The sequence below is a fragment of the Pseudoduganella sp. HUAS MS19 genome, assembly GCF_053615455.1.
The window spans coordinates 6,207,686-6,225,033 of the sequence record NZ_CM132133.1; the positions used below are offsets into that span (position 1 = coordinate 6,207,686).

19 protein-coding genes are annotated in these 17,348 nt (G+C 64.6%); 11 read left to right on the top strand and 8 right to left on the bottom strand.

Annotated features, from left to right (window positions below):
* The first annotated feature begins 74 nt into the window (after positions 1-74).
* The 5 genes from ACWBU6_RS28485 to ACWBU6_RS28505 are packed head-to-tail and all read left to right on the top strand — an operon-like array spanning position 75 to position 5,150.
* Complete coding sequence (locus ACWBU6_RS28485) at positions 75-1,127, top strand: aminoglycoside phosphotransferase family protein (protein WP_452646685.1); 1,053 nt, start codon at positions 75-77, stop codon at positions 1,125-1,127.
* A gap of 9 nt (positions 1,128-1,136) precedes the next feature.
* The gene (gene murU, locus ACWBU6_RS28490; RefSeq protein WP_452646686.1) at positions 1,137-1,832 is read left to right on the top strand and encodes an N-acetylmuramate alpha-1-phosphate uridylyltransferase MurU; all 696 of its coding nucleotides are present in this window, start codon (positions 1,137-1,139) and stop codon (positions 1,830-1,832) included.
* Positions 1,829-3,151: a Xaa-Pro aminopeptidase gene (pepP, locus tag ACWBU6_RS28495; RefSeq protein ID WP_452646687.1), complete on the top strand. Its 1,323-nt coding sequence runs from the start codon at positions 1,829-1,831 to the stop codon at positions 3,149-3,151. Before murU ends, pepP begins: the two co-directional genes overlap by 4 nt.
* Positions 3,148-4,284 (top strand): FAD-dependent monooxygenase, encoded by a 1,137-nt coding sequence (locus tag ACWBU6_RS28500; RefSeq protein ID WP_452646688.1) that lies wholly within the window; start codon positions 3,148-3,150, stop codon positions 4,282-4,284. The genes pepP and ACWBU6_RS28500 overlap by 4 nt, the downstream gene beginning before the upstream one ends.
* Positions 4,285-4,292: 8 nt before the next feature.
* Positions 4,293-5,150: a TIGR02285 family protein gene (locus ACWBU6_RS28505; RefSeq protein ID WP_452646689.1), complete on the top strand. Its 858-nt coding sequence runs from the start codon at positions 4,293-4,295 to the stop codon at positions 5,148-5,150.
* An 80-nt stretch (positions 5,151-5,230) separates the two neighbouring features.
* On the opposite strand, the gene ACWBU6_RS28510 is transcribed toward ACWBU6_RS28505, so the two are convergent.
* Genes ACWBU6_RS28510 through ACWBU6_RS28520 form a run of 3 tightly spaced genes read right to left on the bottom strand, consistent with a single transcriptional unit; the run spans position 5,231 to position 8,232 of the window.
* The gene (locus tag ACWBU6_RS28510; protein WP_452646690.1) at positions 5,231-6,763 is read right to left on the bottom strand and encodes an NAD(P)(+) transhydrogenase (Re/Si-specific) subunit beta; all 1,533 of its coding nucleotides are present in this window, start codon (positions 6,761-6,763) and stop codon (positions 5,231-5,233) included.
* A complete protein-coding gene (locus tag ACWBU6_RS28515; RefSeq protein WP_452646691.1) occupies positions 6,760-7,110 on the bottom strand; it encodes a proton-translocating transhydrogenase family protein in 351 nt (116 codons plus the stop codon). The genes ACWBU6_RS28510 and ACWBU6_RS28515 overlap by 4 nt, the downstream gene beginning before the upstream one ends.
* A 9-nt stretch (positions 7,111-7,119) precedes the next feature.
* Positions 7,120-8,232 (bottom strand): Re/Si-specific NAD(P)(+) transhydrogenase subunit alpha, encoded by a 1,113-nt coding sequence (locus ACWBU6_RS28520; RefSeq protein ID WP_452646692.1) that lies wholly within the window; start codon positions 8,230-8,232, stop codon positions 7,120-7,122.
* Positions 8,233-8,398: 166 nt separating this feature from the next.
* Here ACWBU6_RS28520 and ACWBU6_RS28525 point away from each other — a divergent pair, with 166 nt between their 5' ends.
* On the top strand, positions 8,399-8,881 hold the full coding sequence (locus ACWBU6_RS28525; RefSeq protein ID WP_452646693.1) for an NUDIX hydrolase: 483 nt from the start codon (positions 8,399-8,401) through the stop codon (positions 8,879-8,881).
* A 42-nt stretch (positions 8,882-8,923) separates the two neighbouring features.
* Positions 8,924-10,033 carry a tRNA 2-thiouridine(34) synthase MnmA gene (gene mnmA, locus ACWBU6_RS28530; protein WP_452646694.1) on the top strand — a complete coding sequence of 370 codons (1,110 nt, stop codon included), beginning with the start codon at positions 8,924-8,926 and terminating at the stop codon, positions 10,031-10,033.
* Here mnmA and ACWBU6_RS28535 read toward each other — a convergent pair.
* The 5 genes from ACWBU6_RS28535 to ACWBU6_RS28555 all read right to left on the bottom strand — a co-directional run bounded on the left by ACWBU6_RS28535 (position 10,019) and on the right by ACWBU6_RS28555 (position 13,434).
* Positions 10,019-10,450: an ANTAR domain-containing response regulator gene (locus ACWBU6_RS28535; protein WP_452646695.1), complete on the bottom strand. Its 432-nt coding sequence runs from the start codon at positions 10,448-10,450 to the stop codon at positions 10,019-10,021. The two genes, mnmA and ACWBU6_RS28535, sit on opposite strands and share 15 nt — an antisense overlap.
* A complete protein-coding gene (locus ACWBU6_RS28540; protein ID WP_452646696.1) occupies positions 10,450-11,235 on the bottom strand; it encodes a 5'-3' exonuclease in 786 nt (261 codons plus the stop codon). The genes ACWBU6_RS28535 and ACWBU6_RS28540 overlap by 1 nt, the downstream gene beginning before the upstream one ends.
* Before the next feature lie 35 nt (positions 11,236-11,270).
* Positions 11,271-11,759 (bottom strand): NADAR family protein, encoded by a 489-nt coding sequence (locus tag ACWBU6_RS28545; RefSeq protein WP_452646697.1) that lies wholly within the window; start codon positions 11,757-11,759, stop codon positions 11,271-11,273.
* Between the two features lie 50 nt (positions 11,760-11,809).
* Positions 11,810-12,658, bottom strand: a complete 849-nt coding sequence (locus ACWBU6_RS28550) for a TIGR02452 family protein (RefSeq protein ID WP_452646698.1) — start codon at positions 12,656-12,658, stop codon at positions 11,810-11,812.
* Positions 12,659-12,762: 104 nt separating this feature from the next.
* The gene (locus ACWBU6_RS28555) at positions 12,763-13,434 is read right to left on the bottom strand and encodes a glutathione S-transferase family protein (RefSeq protein ID WP_452646699.1); all 672 of its coding nucleotides are present in this window, start codon (positions 13,432-13,434) and stop codon (positions 12,763-12,765) included.
* Between the two features lie 168 nt (positions 13,435-13,602).
* Here ACWBU6_RS28555 and ACWBU6_RS28560 point away from each other — a divergent pair, with 168 nt between their 5' ends.
* From ACWBU6_RS28560 to ACWBU6_RS28575, 4 genes are all read left to right on the top strand, one after another.
* On the top strand, positions 13,603-14,835 hold the full coding sequence (locus tag ACWBU6_RS28560; protein WP_452646700.1) for a serine hydrolase domain-containing protein: 1,233 nt from the start codon (positions 13,603-13,605) through the stop codon (positions 14,833-14,835).
* 62 nt (positions 14,836-14,897) lie between these two features.
* Positions 14,898-15,959 (top strand): sensor histidine kinase, encoded by a 1,062-nt coding sequence (locus ACWBU6_RS28565; protein ID WP_452646701.1) that lies wholly within the window; start codon positions 14,898-14,900, stop codon positions 15,957-15,959.
* Entirely contained in the window at positions 15,949-16,590 is a 642-nt protein-coding gene (locus ACWBU6_RS28570; RefSeq protein ID WP_452646702.1) for a hypothetical protein, read from the top strand. Before ACWBU6_RS28565 ends, ACWBU6_RS28570 begins: the two co-directional genes overlap by 11 nt.
* Positions 16,587-17,339 (top strand): LytR/AlgR family response regulator transcription factor, encoded by a 753-nt coding sequence (locus ACWBU6_RS28575; RefSeq protein WP_452646703.1) that lies wholly within the window; start codon positions 16,587-16,589, stop codon positions 17,337-17,339. The genes ACWBU6_RS28570 and ACWBU6_RS28575 overlap by 4 nt, the downstream gene beginning before the upstream one ends.
* Positions 17,340-17,348 lie beyond the last annotated feature (9 nt).

Sequence of the window (17,348 nt, forward strand, 5' to 3'; positions counted from 1 at the left end):
TAGGCGATTTTTTAATGTGAATCCCTTATTATATGGGAATCTTTACCACTGACTGGATTTCGCAGGCTGCTTTAATGTCTTTATTGTCTAATTCACCATCCCCGGCCGCCGATCCACGCCTTGCCGAGCTCACCGAATGGCTGCAGGGCACCGGCCTGGTGGACGCCGCATCGGCACGCCCGGCTTCCGAGGACGCCAGCTTCCGCCGCTATTTCCGCGTCGACGTGCTGCCGGCACAGCGCGCCGCCCACGGCGCCACCCTGGTCGCCATGGACGCGCCACCGCAGCGGGAAAACGTGCCCGCCTACGTGAAGGTCCAGCAGCTGCTGCAAGCTGCCGGCGTGTCGGTGCCGAAGATTGCCGCCGCAAGCATTGAACAGGGCTTCCTGCTGCTGTCCGACCTGGGCACCACCACCTACCTGCAAGCCTTAAACCACGATTCGGCCGCCACCCTGTATGCCGAAGCGCTGTCGTCCCTGGTCAAGATCCAGCAAGCCAGCCAGCCGGGCGTGCTGCCCGAATTCGACCGCGCCTTCATGCTGCGCGAGCTGAATATCTTCCCCGAGTGGTACATCGGCAAGCACCTGGCCACCACCCTGAACGAGAAGCAGCAGCAGGAGCTGGACAAGGTGTTCGAAGCCATCCTGGGCAACTGCCTGGCCCAGCCCCAGGTGTATATGCACCGCGATTACCACTCGCGCAACCTGATGTGGATGGACGAGGGCAACCCCGGCATCCTCGACTTCCAGGATGCGGTGTGGGGCCCCATCACCTATGACGCCGCCTCGCTGCTGCGCGACGCCTATGTGTCGTGGGACGAGGAACTGGTGCTCGACTGGCTGATCCGTTACTGGCAGCACGCGCGCAGCGCCGGCCTGCCGGTGAAGAAGGACTTCGACGACTTCTACAAGGATTTCGAGTACATGGCCTTGCAGCGCCACCTGAAGATCCTCGGCATCTTCTGCCGCCTGAACTACCGCGACGGCAAGCCGCACTACCTGGGCGACCTGCCGACCGTGATGGAATACGTGCGCAAGACCGCCAACCGCTACCGCGAACTGAAGCCGCTGATCAAGCTGCTCGACACGCTGGAAGGCACCGCGCCGCAAGTCGGCTACACCTTCTGAGGACGACGCATGAAAGCCATGATTCTCGCCGCCGGCCGCGGTGAACGCATGCGGCCCCTGACCGACACCTGCCCCAAGCCGCTGCTGAAAGTGCGCGGCCGTCCGCTGATCGTGTGGCATATCCTGAACCTGGTACGCGCCGGGATCACCGACATCGTCATCAACCACGCCCATCTGGGCCACATGATCGAGCAAGCGCTGGGCGACGGCTCGCAGTTCGGCGCGCACATCCGGTATTCGCCGGAAGCGCAGGCGCTGGAAACGGCAGGCGGCATCGCCAACGCCCTGCACCTGCTGGGCGACGAACCGTTCCTCGTGCTCTCGGGCGACATCTACTGCCCGCATTTCGATTTCTCGGAAGCGCTGGAGGTCCTGAAGGACAAGGACCACCGCGGCGCCCCGTATCCCGCCCACGTGCGCGACATCGCCTGGATCTGGCTGACGCCCAACCCCTGGCACAACCCGGAGGGCGACTTCGCGCTGAACCTGTACACCGTTTCCGGAGAAGGCGCGCCGAAGTGGAACTTCGCCAATATCGGCGTGTACCGTCCCGAAATGTTCGGCGGCATCACGCCCGGCGAGAAAGCCGGCCTGGGCAAGCTGCTGTTCGAATATGCCGGCCAGGGCCGCATCGGCGGCGAGATCTACCAGGACGAGTGGGTCAACGTCGGCACCGTGCGCCAACTGGAAGAGCTGAACGCATGAAGCCCTACGCCGGCCGCCGCGCACGCCTGCTGGCCCAGATGGAAGCGGGCAGCGTAGCGGTCATCGGCACCGCGCCCGAAGCGACGCGCAACGCCGACACCGAATACCCCTACCGCCACGACAGCTCCTTCTACTACCTGACCGGCTTTACCGAGCCGGAGGCGGTGCTGGTGCTGGTGGCGCCGCGCGGCAACGCTGCGGCACAGGCCATCCTGTTCTGCCGCGAAAAGCACCTGGAGTCGGAAATCTGGGACGGCTACCGCTACGGCCCGGACGCCGCACGCGCAGCCTTCGGTTTCGATTTCGCCTTCCCGATCGGCGTGCTGGATGAACACATGGTGCGCCAGCTCGCCAACGCCAGCGCCCTGTACGCCCCGCTGGGCCGCGGCGCGGCGAACGACGAGCAGCAGCGCCGCTGGCTGGCTGGCGTGCGCAAGCTGGCGCGCAGCGGCACCAGCGCGCCGCCCGTGCTGCGCGATTTGCCGCCGCTGGTCGACGAAATGCGCCTGTTCAAGGATGAACACGAAAGCGCCATCATGCTGCGCGCCGGCGAAATCTCGGCCGGCGCGCACGCGCGCGCGATGCGCTTCGCCGGTGGCCGCGGCGCTGGCGTTTTCGAGTACGAGCTGGAAGCCGAGCTGCTGCATGAATTCCGCCGCCACGGCGCCCAGTTCCCGGCCTACACGCCGATCGTGGCCTCCGGACCGAACGCCTGCGTACTGCACTACAACGCCAACAACCGCCGCAGCCAGGACGGCGACCTGGTGCTGATCGATGCCGGCTGCGAACTTGATGGTTATGCCTCCGACATCACCCGTACCTTCCCGGTCAACGGCCGCTTCAGCCCCGCCCAGCGCGAGCTGTACGAGCTGGTGCTGGCCGCGCAGCAAGCAGCCTTCGGCGCCATCAAGCCCGGCCGCAAGTACCACGACGCCCACGACGCCGCCGTGCGGGTGCTGGCGCAGGGCATGCTCGACTTCGGCCTGCTGCAAGGCACGCTGGACGAAGTACTGGCCGAAAAAAAGTACACGCAGTTCTACATGCACGGCACCGGCCACTGGATCGGCATGGACGTGCACGACGTCGGCCTGTACCGCGACGCGGGGCACGAAGACAAGCCGTCGCGCCTGCTGCAAGCGGGCATGGCGATGACGGTGGAACCGGGCATCTACGTGCGCCCGGCCGAAGGCGTACCGGAAAAGTACTGGAACATCGGCATCCGTATCGAGGACGACGTGATCGTCAGCGACAACGGCTTTCAACTGTTGACGGGCGGCGCGCCCAAGACGGTGGCCGAGATTGAAGCTTTGATGAAATGATTGATTACGATATCGCCATTTGCGGCGCCGGCCCGGCCGGCATGGCACTGGCGGCACTGCTGGTGAAGCGCGGCGTGGACGCCGCCCGCGTCGTGCTGGTGGATGCCAAGCCGCTCGAACAGGCCATGCAGGATCCGCGCACCCTGGCCTTGTCCTACGGCAGCCGCCAGATCCTCGAACACATCGGCGCCTGGCCGATCACGGCTACCGCCATCCACGAAATCCATGTCTCGCGGCGCGGACAGTTCGGCCGCAGCATGATCACGCGCGATGAACACAAGCTGCCGGCACTGGGCTACGTGACGCGCTACGGCGCCATCGTCGAGGTGCTGGGCATTGTCTGCGAGCGCCTCGGCGTCGCCGTCCTGCGCCCGGTGCGCGTCAGCGGCAGCGACGAAGCGGCCGACAGCGTCACACTGCATCTCGAACGCGAAGGCCAGGCCGCGCGCGTGCTGCGCGCCGCCATCGTAGTGCAGGCGGAGGGCGGCCTGTTCGGCGAACAGGCCGATAAGGCCGAAACACGCGACTACCAGCAGAGCGCCATCATCGCCCAGGTACGCACCAGCTCCCCGGTGGCGCACCGCGCTTACGAACGCTTTACCAGCGAAGGCCCGCTGGCCCTGCTGCCGCAGGACGACGGCTACTCGCTGGTCTGGTGCGCCCGTCCCGCCACTGCCCAGGCCATCCTGGCGCTGGACGATGCCGCCTTCCTCGCCAAGCTGGGCGAGACCTTTGGCGACCGTCTCGGCAAGTTCACGCAAGCCACGCGCCGCCTGGCCTTCCCGCTCGGCCTGAACGCCGGCGTCACCGGCAGCGCACGCAGCGTCGCCATCGGCAATGCCGCGCAGACCCTGCACCCGGTAGCCGGCCAGGGCCTGAACCTGGGCCTGCGCGACGCCGCCGAACTGGCGCGCGCCCTGGCCCGCGGCGCCACGCTGCAGACACTGGAGCAATACGCCACCCGGCGCCGCCAGGACCGCAAGCTGACCGTGCGCCTGACCGACACCATGGCGCGCATCTTCGCCAATGAATCGGTGCTGCAGCCGCTGCTCGGCCTGGGCCTGGCCGCCATCGACGTTGCCGCCCCGGCGCGCGCCGTGCTCGCCGAGCTGATGATGTACGGCCGCCGCTAAAGGACAACATGCGCCCCGCACTCGCGCTGCTCGCCGCCCTGCTGCTGCCGGCCGCGCAGGCGCGCGACACGATGACCTGGCTGATGCCAGACATCCCGCCCGCCTCCATGCCGGTGGGCGGCAAGCCCACCACCGGTATCGCCGACCAGATCGTGCTCTACCTCAGCACCCACTGGCCGGACGCCGAACACCGCTTCATCTACGCCAATCCCAAGCGCACCTGGCTGATGGTCGAGCGCGGCGAGCGCGCCTGCGTGGTGGCCGCGCTGCGCAATGCCGAGCGGGACAGGCTGGCCTACTTCGTCAACACCAACCTGGTGCCGCCGCTGCAGCTGGTGGCGCAGGAAAGCACCTTGCCGCGGCTGCCGCTGAACGCCCAAGGCGAAGTCGATCTGGAGAAGTTGTTGGCCCATCCCGCCTTGCGCGGCATCATCGTGGAGCGCCGCAGCTACGGCGCCGCGGTCGACGCACTGCTGGCCAAGCGGCCTGCCAGTTCAAGGATGGAGTCGACGTCGGTCGGCGACTACGGCCGCAACGTGCTGAAGCTGGTCACGCGCGGCCGCGCCGACTACACGCTCGACTACGACTACGCCCTGCAATACGCCAGCAAGTCCGAGCCAGAGATCGGCGCGTTGAAAACCGTGCCGATCGCGCAAAACAACCGGCCCATGCTGGGCGGCATTGCCTGCCCGCGCAACGCGTGGGGCAAGGCGACCGTGAAACGGATCGACCAGATTGTCGGCACGGCCGCAGGCGCCGCCGCCATGATCAAAGCGCAGAACAGCTGGCACACCCCGGCCTCGCAGCAACGCTACGCCGCGCAGATCAGCGAATTCCAGCGCCAGCGCGCCAAGCCCGCCCACTAGAACAGAAGAGCCCGTGTCACACCTTGGGGTCACACCCCACGGTGTGACACGGGCTGGGCCGTGCTTACGCGCTGGCCCGCTTACTCGGCGGCTTTGACCATGTCTTCCAGCACTTTCTTGGCGTCGCCGAAGACCATCATGGTTTTGTCCATGTAGAACAGCTCGTTGTCCAGGCCTGCATAGCCCGATGCCATCGAGCGTTTGTTGACGATGATGGTTTTCGCTTTGTACGCTTCCAGGATAGGCATGCCGGCGATCGGCGATTTCGGGTCTTTCGCGGCCGGGTTCACGACGTCGTTCGCGCCCAGCACCAGCACCACGTCGGCCTGGGCGAACTCGCTGTTGATGTCTTCCATCTCGAACACCTGGTCATACGGCACTTCGGCTTCGGCCAGCAGCACGTTCATATGCCCCGGCATGCGGCCGGCGACCGGGTGGATCGCGTACTTCACCGTCACGCCGTGGTGGCCCAGCTTTTCGACCAGCTCCTTCAGCGCGTGCTGGGCGCGCGCCACCGCCAGGCCGTAGCCCGGAACGATGATCACGGTTTCGGCATTCTGCATCAGGAACACGGCGTCGTCGGACGAGCCCGACTTCACGTTGCGCTGCGCCTGCGCGCCGCTTGCCGCCGCCGCGGAAGTGTCGCCGCCGAAGCCGCCCAGGATCACGTTGAAGAACGAGCGGTTCATCGCCTTGCACATGATGTAGGACAGGATGGCGCCCGAAGAACCCACCAGCGAGCCGGCAATGATCAGCATCGAGTTGTTCAGCGAGAAGCCGATGCCCGCTGCCGCCCAGCCGGAGTAGGAGTTCAGCATCGACACCACCACCGGCATGTCGGCGCCGCCAATCGGGATGATGATCAGCACGCCGAGCACGAAGGCGATTGCCGTCATGATCAGGAACGGGGTCCAGGCCGGCTCGCTGCCGCCGCTGAACACGAACACCAGGCCCAGGCCGACCATCACCAGTGCCAGCACCAGGTTCAGCATGTGCTGGCCGCTGAACACCACCGGCGCGCCCTGGAACAGGCGGAACTTGTACTTGCCGGCCAGCTTGCCGAAGGCGATCACGGAGCCGCTGAAGGTAATCGCGCCGACAAAGGTGCCGATGAACAGTTCGATGCGGTTACCGATCGGCAGCGCCTGGCCGCGTGCAGCGATGCCGAAGGCGTGCGGCTCTGCCACCGCCGCAATGGCGATGCAGACTGCCGCCATGCCGATCAGCGAGTGCATTGCCGCCACCAGCTCCGGCATCTTGGTCATCTCGACGCGCTTGGCCAGGAAGGCGCCGATGCCGCCGCCCACCAGTACGCCCAGCGCTACCAGGCCGAAGCCCAGGCCGCCGGAGCCGGAACGCGCGTGCACGTCCATGCCCAGCGCGCGCGCTGCGGATGCCAGGGCCTCCGCCGCCTGGTTCGCTTCGGCCGCATCGGCCTTCAATCGCATGATCAGGGCGATGGTGGTGAGGGCGGCAATCGCCATGCCGGCCATGCCGAAGGCGTTGCCCTTGCGTGCCGATGCCGGCGACGACAACCCTTTCAGTGCCTGGATGAAGCAGACCGACGCGATCAGGTACATCATCGTGACAAGGTTCATGGTGATGAAGCTCATGCCTTGGCCTCCTTCTCAGCCGAGGCCGAAGCTGCGGCGCCTGCCGCAGGCGCTGCCTTCTTCTCCTTCTTCTTGAACATTTCCAGCATGCGCTGGGTGACCATGAATCCGCCGAACACGTTGACCGCGGCCAGCGCCACGGCGATCGTGCCCATGATTTGCCCAACCAGGCCCTCGGTCAGCGCGGCCGCCAGCATGGCACCCACGATGATGATGGCCGATACGGCATTGGTTACCGCCATCAGCGGCGTATGCAGCGCCGGCGTGACGTTCCAGACCACGTGGTAGCCCACATACACGGCCAGCACGAAGATGATCAGGTTGATGATGGTGTGACTGACTTCCATTCGTCTCTCCTATTTCCGCAACTGCTCGCCGCCGTGGCAGACCAGCGTTGCTTTGATGATTTCATCCTCGCGGTCGATGACCAGCTTGTCCTCCTTGTCGAAGACCAGCTTGAGGAAGTCGAGCACATTGCGCGCGTAAAGGGCGGAAGCATCCGCCGCCACGTGGCAGGCCAGGTTCGGCTCGCCGACGATGTGCACGCCATGCTTGATGACCGTTTTGCCCAGTTCTGACAGGGGGCAATTGCCACCCTGCTCCACCGCCAGGTCGACGATGACCGAGCCGGGCTTCATGGCCTTCACGGTTTCTTCGGAGATCAGCACCGGCGCAGGGCGGCCCGGGATCAGTGCCGTGGTAATGACGATATCGGCCTGTTTGGCGCGTTCATGCACCAGTTCCGCCTGGCGTTTCATCCACTCGGGCGGCATCGGGCGCGCATAGCCGCCGGCGCCTTGCGCTATCTCGCGCTCTTCGTCGGTGAGGTAAGGCACGTCGATGAATTTTGCGCCGAGCGATTCCACCTGCTCTTTTACTGGCGGGCGCACGTCGGACGCTTCGATCACGGCGCCCAGGCGCTTGGCGGTGGCAATCGCTTGCAGGCCGGCCACGCCGACGCCCATGATCAGCACACGGGCAGCTTTCACGGTGCCCGCTGCCGTCATCAGCATGGGCATGAAACGCTGGTAGGTATTCGCGCCAACCATCACGGCCTTGTAGCCCGCGATATTGGCCTGGGAGGACAGCACGTCCATCGACTGGGCACGCGTGATACGCGGCACAGCTTCCAATGCAAACGCGGACAGGCCGGAAGCCGCCATGGCCGCAGTGTTTTCCCCATCAAAGGGATTCAGCATGCCGACCAGCACGGCGCCCGCTTTCATCAGGCCGCGCTCCTCGGCATTCGGGGCGCGTACCTTCAGTACTATTTCCGCGCCCAGCGCCTCTGCCGCGGTGCCAATGGTGGCGCCGGCAGCGGCATATGCTTCATCCGTCACCGAAGCGGCAATGCCGGCTCCCGCCTGCACTATCACCTGGTGTTTGACTGCTAGTTTCTTGACCGTCTCGGGCGTTGCCGCCACCCTGGTCTCCCCCGGCCTTGATTCGGCCGGTACGCCAATCTTCATATTGCCTCCAAATAGTGGGAAAAACTGACTAAAATCTAACATGAAATGTTCTACGGCCAACATTACCTGTGCCGAATTGTTGCAATGCACAAGCATTTCACACCGTGGTCACAACGAAGGGGGCAAGATCAGGCTACAATGTCGGGTCTTCTGAGGATGGACTAACATGCCGCGCACCTGGAAACCGAATGTCACAGTCGCCGCCGTCATCGAGCGCGACGGGAAGTTTCTTCTGATTGAGGAAGAAACCAGTGACGGCATTCGCCTCAACCAGCCGGCCGGCCATCTCGATCCGCTGGAATCGCTGGAACAGGCCGTGATCCGCGAAACCCTGGAAGAAACCGCCTACGATTTCACGCCGACTGCCCTGGTCGGCATGTATATGTCGCGCTACCGCTCGGCGCGTACCGGGCAGCTGGTGACGTTCCTGCGTTTTGCCTTTTGCGGCGAAGTTGGCACCTACTATCCCGATCGGCCGCTGGATGAGGGCATCCTGCGCACCCATTGGATGACGCGCGATGAAATCGCGGCCTGCCGTGAACGCCACCGCAGCCCCCTGCTGCTGACTTGCGTGGACGAATATTTGGCCGGCAAGCGTGCCCCGCTGGAAATCCTGCACACCCACGTGTCGGTGTTTGAAGAAGTCTGAAGATTTCTTCTATTTTGGAAAATTTGCAACACCCCTCGCATCATGACTAAGAAAAAAGTTGTCATCGGCATGTCCGGTGGCGTTGATTCCTCCGTTTCCGCCTGGCTGCTGAAAGAACAAGGCTATGAAGTTGTCGGCCTGTTCATGAAGAACTGGGAGGACGACGACGATTCCGAATTCTGTTCCTCGCGCCAGGACTGGATCGACGCGGCCAGCGTGGCCGACGTGGTGGGCGTGGACATCGAAGCCGTCAATTTCGCCGCCGAATACAAGGACCGCGTGTTCGCCGAATTCCTGCGCGAATACCAGGCCGGCCGCACCCCGAACCCGGACGTTTTGTGCAATGCGGAGATCAAGTTCAAAGCCTTCCTCGACCACGCCATGCACCTGGGCGCGGACCTGATCGCCACCGGCCACTATGCGCGCGTGCGCCACAACAGCGCCAGCGGCCGCCACGAGCTGCTGAAAGCGGTCGACCACACCAAGGACCAGAGCTATTTCCTGCACCGCCTGAACCAGGCGCAGTTGTCGAAGACCCTGTTCCCGCTGGGCGAAATCCCGAAAACGGAAGTGCGCAAAATCGCCGAGAAGCTGCAGCTGCCTAATGCGGCCAAGAAGGATTCCACCGGCATCTGCTTCATCGGCGAGCGCCCGTTCCGCGAATTCCTGAACCGCTACCTGTCCTACAAGGCGGGCCCGATCAAGACCCCGGACGGCAAGGTGGTGGGTGAGCACGTCGGCCTGTCCTTCTACACCCTGGGCCAGCGCAAGGGCATCGGCATCGGCGGCGTGAAGACTTACCAGAAGTCAGACGGTTCCAGCGACGCCTGGTATGTGGCGCGCAAGGACGTCGAGAACAATACGCTGTGGGTCGTGCAAGGCCACGACCACCCTTGGCTGCTGTCGGAAGCGCTGCATGCCGGCCAGGCAAGCTGGGTTGCCGGCGTCGCGCCGGAAGCCGGCCGCGTCAGCGCCAAGACCCGCTACCGCCAGGCCGACGTGCCTTGCGACGTGGCCGCCAGCGGCGACAGCGAGTTCGCGCTGAAATTCATGGAAGCCCAGTGGGCAGTCACCCCCGGCCAGTCGGCCGTGCTGTACGACGGCGACGTTTGCCTGGGCGGCGGCATCATCAACGGCTCAAACTTCGTCTGATCCCTCAACCGGGCTGGCGCCTTGCGCGTCGGCCTGCGCTTTCTGTTGCCGCTTTACCGCCGCGATGACGGTGTTGCGGATGGTCTTCAGTACCGTACCCGCGTTGAACGGCTTCACGATATAACCGTTGACGCCCATCGCATGGGCTTTCTGGATGGTGGCCTGGTCGAACTCCGACGACACCATGAAAATCATGGCTTTCGGCCATTCCTTGCGCATGGCCAGCATGGCCGGCTCATCGGCTTCGATGCAGTCGCGCGAAACGCAGATGATCTGGGGCTGGTGCTTGATCAGCAGCACATTGCCAGCCAGGCAAGTGTGCGCCTGGCCGACCACGTCGTAGCCGCCGTCCAGGAGCACCGTGTTGAGCAGGCCGCGTGCAATGGCGCTGCTGTCGATGAGAACCGCTTTTAACATCAGGAGGTATAACGGTCCCAGGCCAGCATATTCCAGCTCACGCCGATCCGGACGTCCGTTTTCAGTTGTACCAGTTGACGAGAAAGATACAGCATCTCGCGCTCTTTTCGTAGGCTTTCGCCGACTTTGTCCTTCAGTATGCCTGCACCGGCCATGATTGCGTCCAGAGTGCCGTATGTTCGCAACAGTTTGGCGGCGGTCTTCACGCCCACGTTGGAGACGCCGGGAATCGAATCGGTCTCGTCGCCCATCAGCGCCAGCAGGTCCGGCAGCATGCCGGGTGTGACGCCCCACTTCTGTTCGACCCAGGCGCGGTCGTGCCATTCGGACTTGAAATGGTCCCAGATGCGGGCGCCTTCGGCGATCAGGCAGTGCAGGTCCTTGTCGGTGGTGGCCACCACCGCTTCGCCACGGTTTTCGTTGAGCCAGCGCGTGACCACGGTGCCGATCACATCGTCGGCTTCCACATCGGGGATGGCAATCGGGCACATGCCGATATTGGTGAGCTGCATGTAGAACTGGGGCAGCGCCTCGCGCAGTACTTCCGGCATCGGCTGGCGGCCTTCGCGGTAGCCCTTGTACAGGCTGTGGCGCCAGGTCGGCCCGCCGTAATCGAAGGCGGGCAGGATATGGGTGGGTTCGTGGCCGTTGACCAGGCGCTGGAAGGCGTTGAACGCATGGCGCATGGCGATCTCGGCTTTGAGGTCGGAGTCCGGTTCCGGACTTGCCTCATACACACGCCGCACGATATTCAACCCATCAATGGCCAACAATCTTCCCGTCATGCCGCTATTTTACCGCACAGCTACCTGCTCTCGGCCTATCTCAGGCGCGAACGCACTTCCATCAAGGCGAAACCAAGCAGGTTCATGCCAGTCCATTCGGACGGGTTTTCCGCATGCGGCGAGTCCGCAGCAAAGCCGCTGCCCCAGACGAAGTCGACCGGGCTGGCTTCCACCAGCACATGCTCTCCCGTGGCGAGCAGGAATTTACGCAAGGGTGGGTTCTGCGAGAATTTCGCATGGTTGGCCTTGACCACGATATCCCAGCGCTTCTCCGCCCAGACCTCTTCATCGAAGCCTTCCACATTGCGGCCGGCGGCCTTGGCCACGGACGGGTTGGGCGATTGCAGGATGCGGCCCAGCGCAGCGGTATCGCCGAACAGGCGCGCCTTCTCCGCCATCATGAAATGCTCGGCCGTCGGGTAGCGGGTGCCATCGATTACGAACCCTGCCTCAAACCATTGGCTGAAGCAAGTCTTCGTGACGACGCCGTTCTTCGACGGCCGATGTCCCCAGAACAGGACCATCCTGGGCTGCCCATGGTTTTGTATGTGCTCACAAAGCTCGACGACATTTCTCATTTCGATTCTTCTCCCGTGAACTGCGTTTCGAAGGCGGCAACCGATGCGCCCTTGCGGTCAAGCACGGCAAAGACCACGTGCGCGAATGCGTTGCGGTACTTGGGGTTGCGCAGCAAATGCTGGGCGAACCAGCGCGCCATGTCCGAAGGCTGGTTAGCGAACACGCCGCAACCCCAGGCACCCAGCACCAGCGCTGTATGACCGTGGTGTACGGCTAGTGCCAGCAGCATATCAATGCGGGCCAGCATGGCCGCTTCCAGCTCGCCAAGACGCTGCGGTTCGTTGCGTGCGACAGCGCCGCGATTGACGGCCGGCGCGGTGACCATCGAGGCGAAATATGGTTCATCCAGCAGGCCGTAATCGTCGTCGCGGAATACCGGCACCTTGGGCGAATAGATCATGTCGTCCAGGTAGATGCACGACTTGTGCGCGCGGTTTGCCTCGTACATTTCGGGCTTCTGCGCGATGCAGGGGTACAGCCCGGAAGACTTTGCCAGGTTCTCTTCCTGCGCCTCGGCACCACCAAGGAATCCGCCACCAGGATTCTTGGCCGAAGCGAAGTTCAGGCAAAGCGGATCGGCGTGACCGAGTTCGACAAGGCGGCGGGCTGCCGCCAGCGTCGATTCGTTGCGCACCTCAAACCTGGTCGCAAAGGACCGGCCGCCGCTGTGGTTTCCCAGAAGTTGTCCCAGCGCCCCGCCCTTGTAATGGACTGTGCCTGCCTTGGCCCGTCCAAGGGCGTCCGCGAGATCGACATAATTGCCAAGCGCATTTTCGTAACCGCCGACCTCCATGATGGCCAGGGTTTCCTGCGCGATGCGCGAGCGGATTTCTCGATTGATCATTGTGATGTTCCTTTCTTGTTATTGGTTTTCTCGATCAAGCAGGAACATCATAAGCCACTTAGTGTGTTTTAGCAACTAAGTTATATTGGATTTTACACTAAGCATCAGCGCAGCAGTTCATAGGGACCGCCACGCTCCAGGGCGCGCTGGTAAGCCGGGCGGGCGTGGATGCGCTGCAGGAAGGCTTGCAGGCGCGGGTGGCTGGCGCCCAGGCCACCGCGCGCAGCGGCCGCCTCGAGCGGGAAGCTCATCTGGATATCGGCCGCACTGAACTCGTTGCCGGCGAACCAGTCGCGGTTGGCGAGTTCGGATTCGAGGTAAGCCAGGTGGCGGTCGATATTGGGTTGCACAAAGCTCGACATCACTTTCTGCACAATGGCGCTCTTGATCGGCTTGACGAAGAATGGCGCCGGCGACGATTCGACCTTGTCGAACACCAGCTTCATCAACAGCGGCGACATCAGCGAACCTTCCGCGTAATGCATGAAGTAGCGCCAGCGCAGCTTGTCGGGCGTGCCGGCCGGCGGCACCAGGCGGTCGTTGCCGTGCTTCTCCACCAGGTACTCGATAATGGCGCCCGACTCGGCGACGATATTGCCTTCATGCTCGATGACGGGCGACTTGCCAAGCGGGTGCACCCTGGCCAATTCCGGCGGCGCCAGCATGGTTTTCGGATCGCGCTGGTAGTGCTTGATCTCGTATGCCAGCCCCAGCTCTTCCAGCAGCCACAGCACACGCTGCGAACGAGAGTTATTGAGGTGATGGACGATGATCATGGGCGCACTCCACAGGGTTGTAAGTCCCACAAGCTTATCAGCTTTTTCATTCCTGTTTTTGCCGCCTTCAATCCCGCGAAACCGGCCTTCGTCCACTGCGCGCAGGCGGCGCTGCGCCGCGGCGCTAAGCTGGCCGGACCTTGTCACCCGATCTAAGAAAGGAGCAGCATGTCGCACCGAATGTCGCGTGCCGCCATCGCGGCCGCCGTTACCCTTGCCCTATTGGCTGCCTGCGGTGGCGGCGGTGGCGGCAGCCCTGCCGACCAGCAGCTGTCAGGCCAGGGGCAGCAAAGTTTCCGTATCGCCGACCTGCCGGAGGTGAGCACCAATCCGGTCGGCAGCACCCAGGCCGCCAACCCGCAGATCGACCAGACCGTCCAGGCGGCCCTGAAGAAATTCAACCTGCCCGGCGCCACGGTCGTGGTCCTGAAAGACCAGCAAGTGCTCTACGCCAAGGGCTATGGCTACAGCAACCTGGCAACGCGCGCCGCGGCGCGGCCGGAAGACCGCTTCCAGATCGGCTCCATCAGCAAGATGTTTGTCGCCACCGCGATCCTGCTGCTGGCCGAAGATGGCAAGCTGGCCCTGGATGACACGGTGGGCAAGTATTACAGCGGCTTGCCGGACGGCTGGCGCACCCTCACGATCCGCCACCTGTTGAGCCATTCGTCCGGCGTGCCGGGCGACGGCCCGAACGACGCCATCGACCCGGCCATCCTGAGCCGCTTCGACAGCTTCATGGCCGGCAGCGATGACGCGCGCGTGGCCGCCATTGCCGCCCTCCCTTTGCATGCCGCGCCCGGCGCCCGCTTCGAATACAGCAATATGGGCTACGACGTACTAGGCATGCTGGCGACCAAGGTGGCCGGCATGGACTATGCGGAGCTGCTGCAGCAGCGCGTGTTCCGCCCACTTGGCATGAGCACGGCGCGCAAGCTCGACGCGGCCAACACCAAGGCCGGCACGGCCATCGGCTACCGGCCGGACGGCACGGCGCTGCGCGAACACATCATGACCCCTTACCGCTACAGCTGGCCGGCCCTGGGCGCGGGCGGCATCGAAATGAGCGTGTTGGACATGGCGAAATGGGATAACGCGCTGTACGGCAACCATGTCCTCAAGGCGTCCAGCCTGGCCGAAATGTGGAAGCCGCACATCGATGCGGGCGGCGGCTCCTCCTATGGCTTGGGCTGGTTCCTGTTCACCGTCAATGGGCACGCCCTGCTGAAACACTCGGGCGGCATGGGCGGCTTCATCGCCGAGTATCGGCGCTGGCCGGACGAGCGCTTCAGCACCATTGTCCTGACCAACAGCGGCGCCACCAGTTCCGACCTCTCTGGCGCGCTGACCATCGCGCGCACCATCACCGACCTGTTGCAGCCGTCGCTGTCGATCCGTTAGCAAAATCGCCACGCCGCCGCTTCTGATGCATAATGCGCCACCTGATCCAAATTTGCTTACGTATGACGCATACCTGGAGCCGCACCCGCGTAGTCCTGGCCATTGTGCTGGCCAGCGTACTGCTGCACCTGCAGGGCAACGCGCGCTTCTGGATCAACGGTGGCAGCTGGAGCGACCTGGGCTGGCGCATGGGGCTGGGCCTGCTGTATTTTGCCGGCGCCGGGATAGCCGTATGGCTGGCCGCCAGCCGCGCCACACCCTGGTTGGCGCGCCGCCTGCACACGCCGCTGCTGCGCATGCTGGCCGGCAGCCTGCTCCTGCTATGCGCGCTGGCCGCGCTGACGGGTCTGGTCTATGCAGTGCTCTTCCCTTGGGCGATGGGCCGTCCGGTCACCGCGACCGGTCTGTACGCCATCGCCTACAAAGTCACGGCAGTGGCGCTGCTGGCCTACTGCTGGCTGTGGGCCAGCAGCAGTACCCGCAGCCGGCACGATGCCGCGCTCAGCCTGCAGGCCGAGACCGACCGTCTGGCGGCGGAGCTGGAGCGCGCCGAACTGGCCGTGATGCAGGCGCAGATCGAGCCGCATTTCCTGTTCAATACCCTGGCCCTGGTCAAGCGCCGCTACCGCACCGACCCGGCGCAAGCGGCGGTCGTGATGGACGCGCTGGTGGCCTTTCTCGAATCGGCCGCGCCGGCCCTGCGCCAGGACAACTGGACGCTGGGACAGGAACTGGATCTGGTGCAGCTTTACCTCGATATTCTCGGCTACCGTTTCGGCGCTTCACTGGAGCACGCCATCGCCGCGCCGCCCGCCTGCCGCGCACATCGCCTGCCGGCGCTGGTGCTGGCGACCCTGGTGGAGAACGCGGTGCGGCACGGGCTGGCGCCCAAGGCCGGAACCGGGCGCGTGAACGTGGCGGTGCGCCAGCACAGCGGCGGCCTGCATATCGAAGTGGCTGACGACGGCGTCGGCCTGCGCCAGCAGTCCGGCAGCGGCCTCGGTTTAAGCACGGTGCGGGCACGCCTGCGCAGCGCCTTCGGCAATGCCGCCAGCCTGCTGGTGCAGCCCGGCCAGCCCTGCGGCGTGCGCGCCGTCCTGACCATCGCCGGCCATGCGGCATAAGCGCGCCACCATGCTGTTCGCCCTGGGCGGCGCGGTCAATGCCGTGCTGTCGCGCCTGTACCATGCGCCCGCCTTCCTGGCCGAGAACGGGGTGGCTGCCCTGCTAAGGGAACTGGCGGCGCAGCTTGCCATCTATTGCGTGCTCGGCTGCGCGCTGATGCTGGCACTGCGTGGCGCGGCGCGGCGGCCTGCACTGCTGCTGCAGCAGCCCTTGCGCTTCGTCCTGGTGCTGGCGGTGGCCAGCGCGGCACTGTCGCGCCTGGAATGGATCCTGGAGCAGGCGCTGGAGCACGGCACTGTCGCGCTTTCCGGCCAGTCCATGGGCGGATTCCTGGAAACCTGGCTCAGCATCGTACTGTGGGGCGGCCTGTTCGGCTGGCTCTACCTGCTCTACCTGCAGCGCCTGGCGGACCAGCAGCGCCTGGACGGCATGCTGGCCAGGCGTGCCTTGTTGACGCGGCAAATGGCGCAGGCCGCGCTGCATGCCGCGCGTGCCCGCATCGATCCGGTAGCCGTTGCAGCCGACCTGCGCGCGGTCCAGGCCGGCTATGCCAACGACCCGGCGCAAGGCGCGGCCATGCTGGACCAGCTGATCGGCCGCCTGCGCCAAGCCTTGAGGCGCAACAAATGACCCTGGCTCCGCGCGCCCTGATTGTCGAAGACGAAGCCGAACTGGCCGATGAATTGCGCGAACAGTTGCACGCCCTGTGGCCGGAGCTGCGCCTGGTCGGCCACGCGCGCGACGGCGAACAGGCGCTGCGCATGGTGATGGACGAGCAGCCCGACATCGTCTTCCTCGACATACAGATTCCCGACCCCAGCGGCCTGCAGGTGGCGCGCATCATCCGCGAGCGCTGCCACATCGTCTTCGTTACCGCGTACGACAGCCATGCGCTGGAAGCCTTCGAGCGCGGCGCCATCGACTATCTGCTCAAGCCGGTCATGGCCGAGCGCCTGGCGCAGACCGTGCAAAGGCTGCAATGCCGGCTGCCGCAAGCGCCGCCCGACCTGGGCCGCCTGCTCGAGGAGCTGGACGCGGCGTCCGCGCCAGCGCGGCACCTGCGCTGGATCACCGCGGCGGCGGGCAATTCGCTGCGCCTGATCACGGTGGACGAAGTGGTGTTCTTCCAGGCGGCGCACAAGTCGACCCGCGTCGTCCTGGCCGACTCCGACCTGCTGATCCGCAAGAGCTTGAAGGAACTGGTGGCGGAGCTGGACCCGGAACAGTTCTGGCAAACCCACCGCTCCACGGTGGTGAACGCCCTGCACATCGCCAGCATCGGTCCCAAGCTCGATGGCGAACTGGCCATCATGCTCAAGAAGCGCCGTGAGCAGTTGCCGGTGTCCGAAGCCTTCGTCCGCAGGTTCCGCCAGATGTAGGTATACTGG

Excerpts from the sequence above, each read along its gene's own strand:
- ACWBU6_RS28510 (WP_452646690.1), bottom strand. The coding sequence starts at position 6,763 with ATGAGCTTCATCACCATGAACCTTGTCACGATGATGTACCTGATCGCG.
- mnmA (WP_452646694.1), top strand. The coding sequence starts at position 8,924 with ATGACTAAGAAAAAAGTTGTCATCGGCATGTCCGGTGGCGTTGATTCC.
- ACWBU6_RS28570 (WP_452646702.1), top strand. The coding sequence starts at position 15,949 with ATGCGGCATAAGCGCGCCACCATGCTGTTCGCCCTGGGCGGCGCGGTC.
- ACWBU6_RS28555 (WP_452646699.1), bottom strand. The coding sequence starts at position 13,434 with ATGATCATCGTCCATCACCTCAATAACTCTCGTTCGCAGCGTGTGCTG.
- ACWBU6_RS28520 (WP_452646692.1), bottom strand. The coding sequence starts at position 8,232 with ATGAAGATTGGCGTACCGGCCGAATCAAGGCCGGGGGAGACCAGGGTG.
- ACWBU6_RS28500 (WP_452646688.1), top strand. The coding sequence starts at position 3,148 with ATGATTGATTACGATATCGCCATTTGCGGCGCCGGCCCGGCCGGCATG.
- ACWBU6_RS28560 (WP_452646700.1), top strand. The coding sequence starts at position 13,603 with ATGTCGCACCGAATGTCGCGTGCCGCCATCGCGGCCGCCGTTACCCTT.
- ACWBU6_RS28550 (WP_452646698.1), bottom strand. The coding sequence starts at position 12,658 with ATGATCAATCGAGAAATCCGCTCGCGCATCGCGCAGGAAACCCTGGCC.
- ACWBU6_RS28575 (WP_452646703.1), top strand. The coding sequence starts at position 16,587 with ATGACCCTGGCTCCGCGCGCCCTGATTGTCGAAGACGAAGCCGAACTG.
- ACWBU6_RS28505 (WP_452646689.1), top strand. The coding sequence starts at position 4,293 with ATGCGCCCCGCACTCGCGCTGCTCGCCGCCCTGCTGCTGCCGGCCGCG.
- pepP (WP_452646687.1), top strand. The coding sequence starts at position 1,829 with ATGAAGCCCTACGCCGGCCGCCGCGCACGCCTGCTGGCCCAGATGGAA.
- murU (WP_452646686.1), top strand. The coding sequence starts at position 1,137 with ATGAAAGCCATGATTCTCGCCGCCGGCCGCGGTGAACGCATGCGGCCC.
- ACWBU6_RS28525 (WP_452646693.1), top strand. The coding sequence starts at position 8,399 with ATGCCGCGCACCTGGAAACCGAATGTCACAGTCGCCGCCGTCATCGAG.
- ACWBU6_RS28515 (WP_452646691.1), bottom strand. The coding sequence starts at position 7,110 with ATGGAAGTCAGTCACACCATCATCAACCTGATCATCTTCGTGCTGGCC.
- ACWBU6_RS28545 (WP_452646697.1), bottom strand. The coding sequence starts at position 11,759 with ATGGTCCTGTTCTGGGGACATCGGCCGTCGAAGAACGGCGTCGTCACG.
- ACWBU6_RS28535 (WP_452646695.1), bottom strand. The coding sequence starts at position 10,450 with ATGTTAAAAGCGGTTCTCATCGACAGCAGCGCCATTGCACGCGGCCTG.
- ACWBU6_RS28485 (WP_452646685.1), top strand. The coding sequence starts at position 75 with ATGTCTTTATTGTCTAATTCACCATCCCCGGCCGCCGATCCACGCCTT.
- ACWBU6_RS28565 (WP_452646701.1), top strand. The coding sequence starts at position 14,898 with ATGACGCATACCTGGAGCCGCACCCGCGTAGTCCTGGCCATTGTGCTG.
- ACWBU6_RS28540 (WP_452646696.1), bottom strand. The coding sequence starts at position 11,235 with ATGACGGGAAGATTGTTGGCCATTGATGGGTTGAATATCGTGCGGCGT.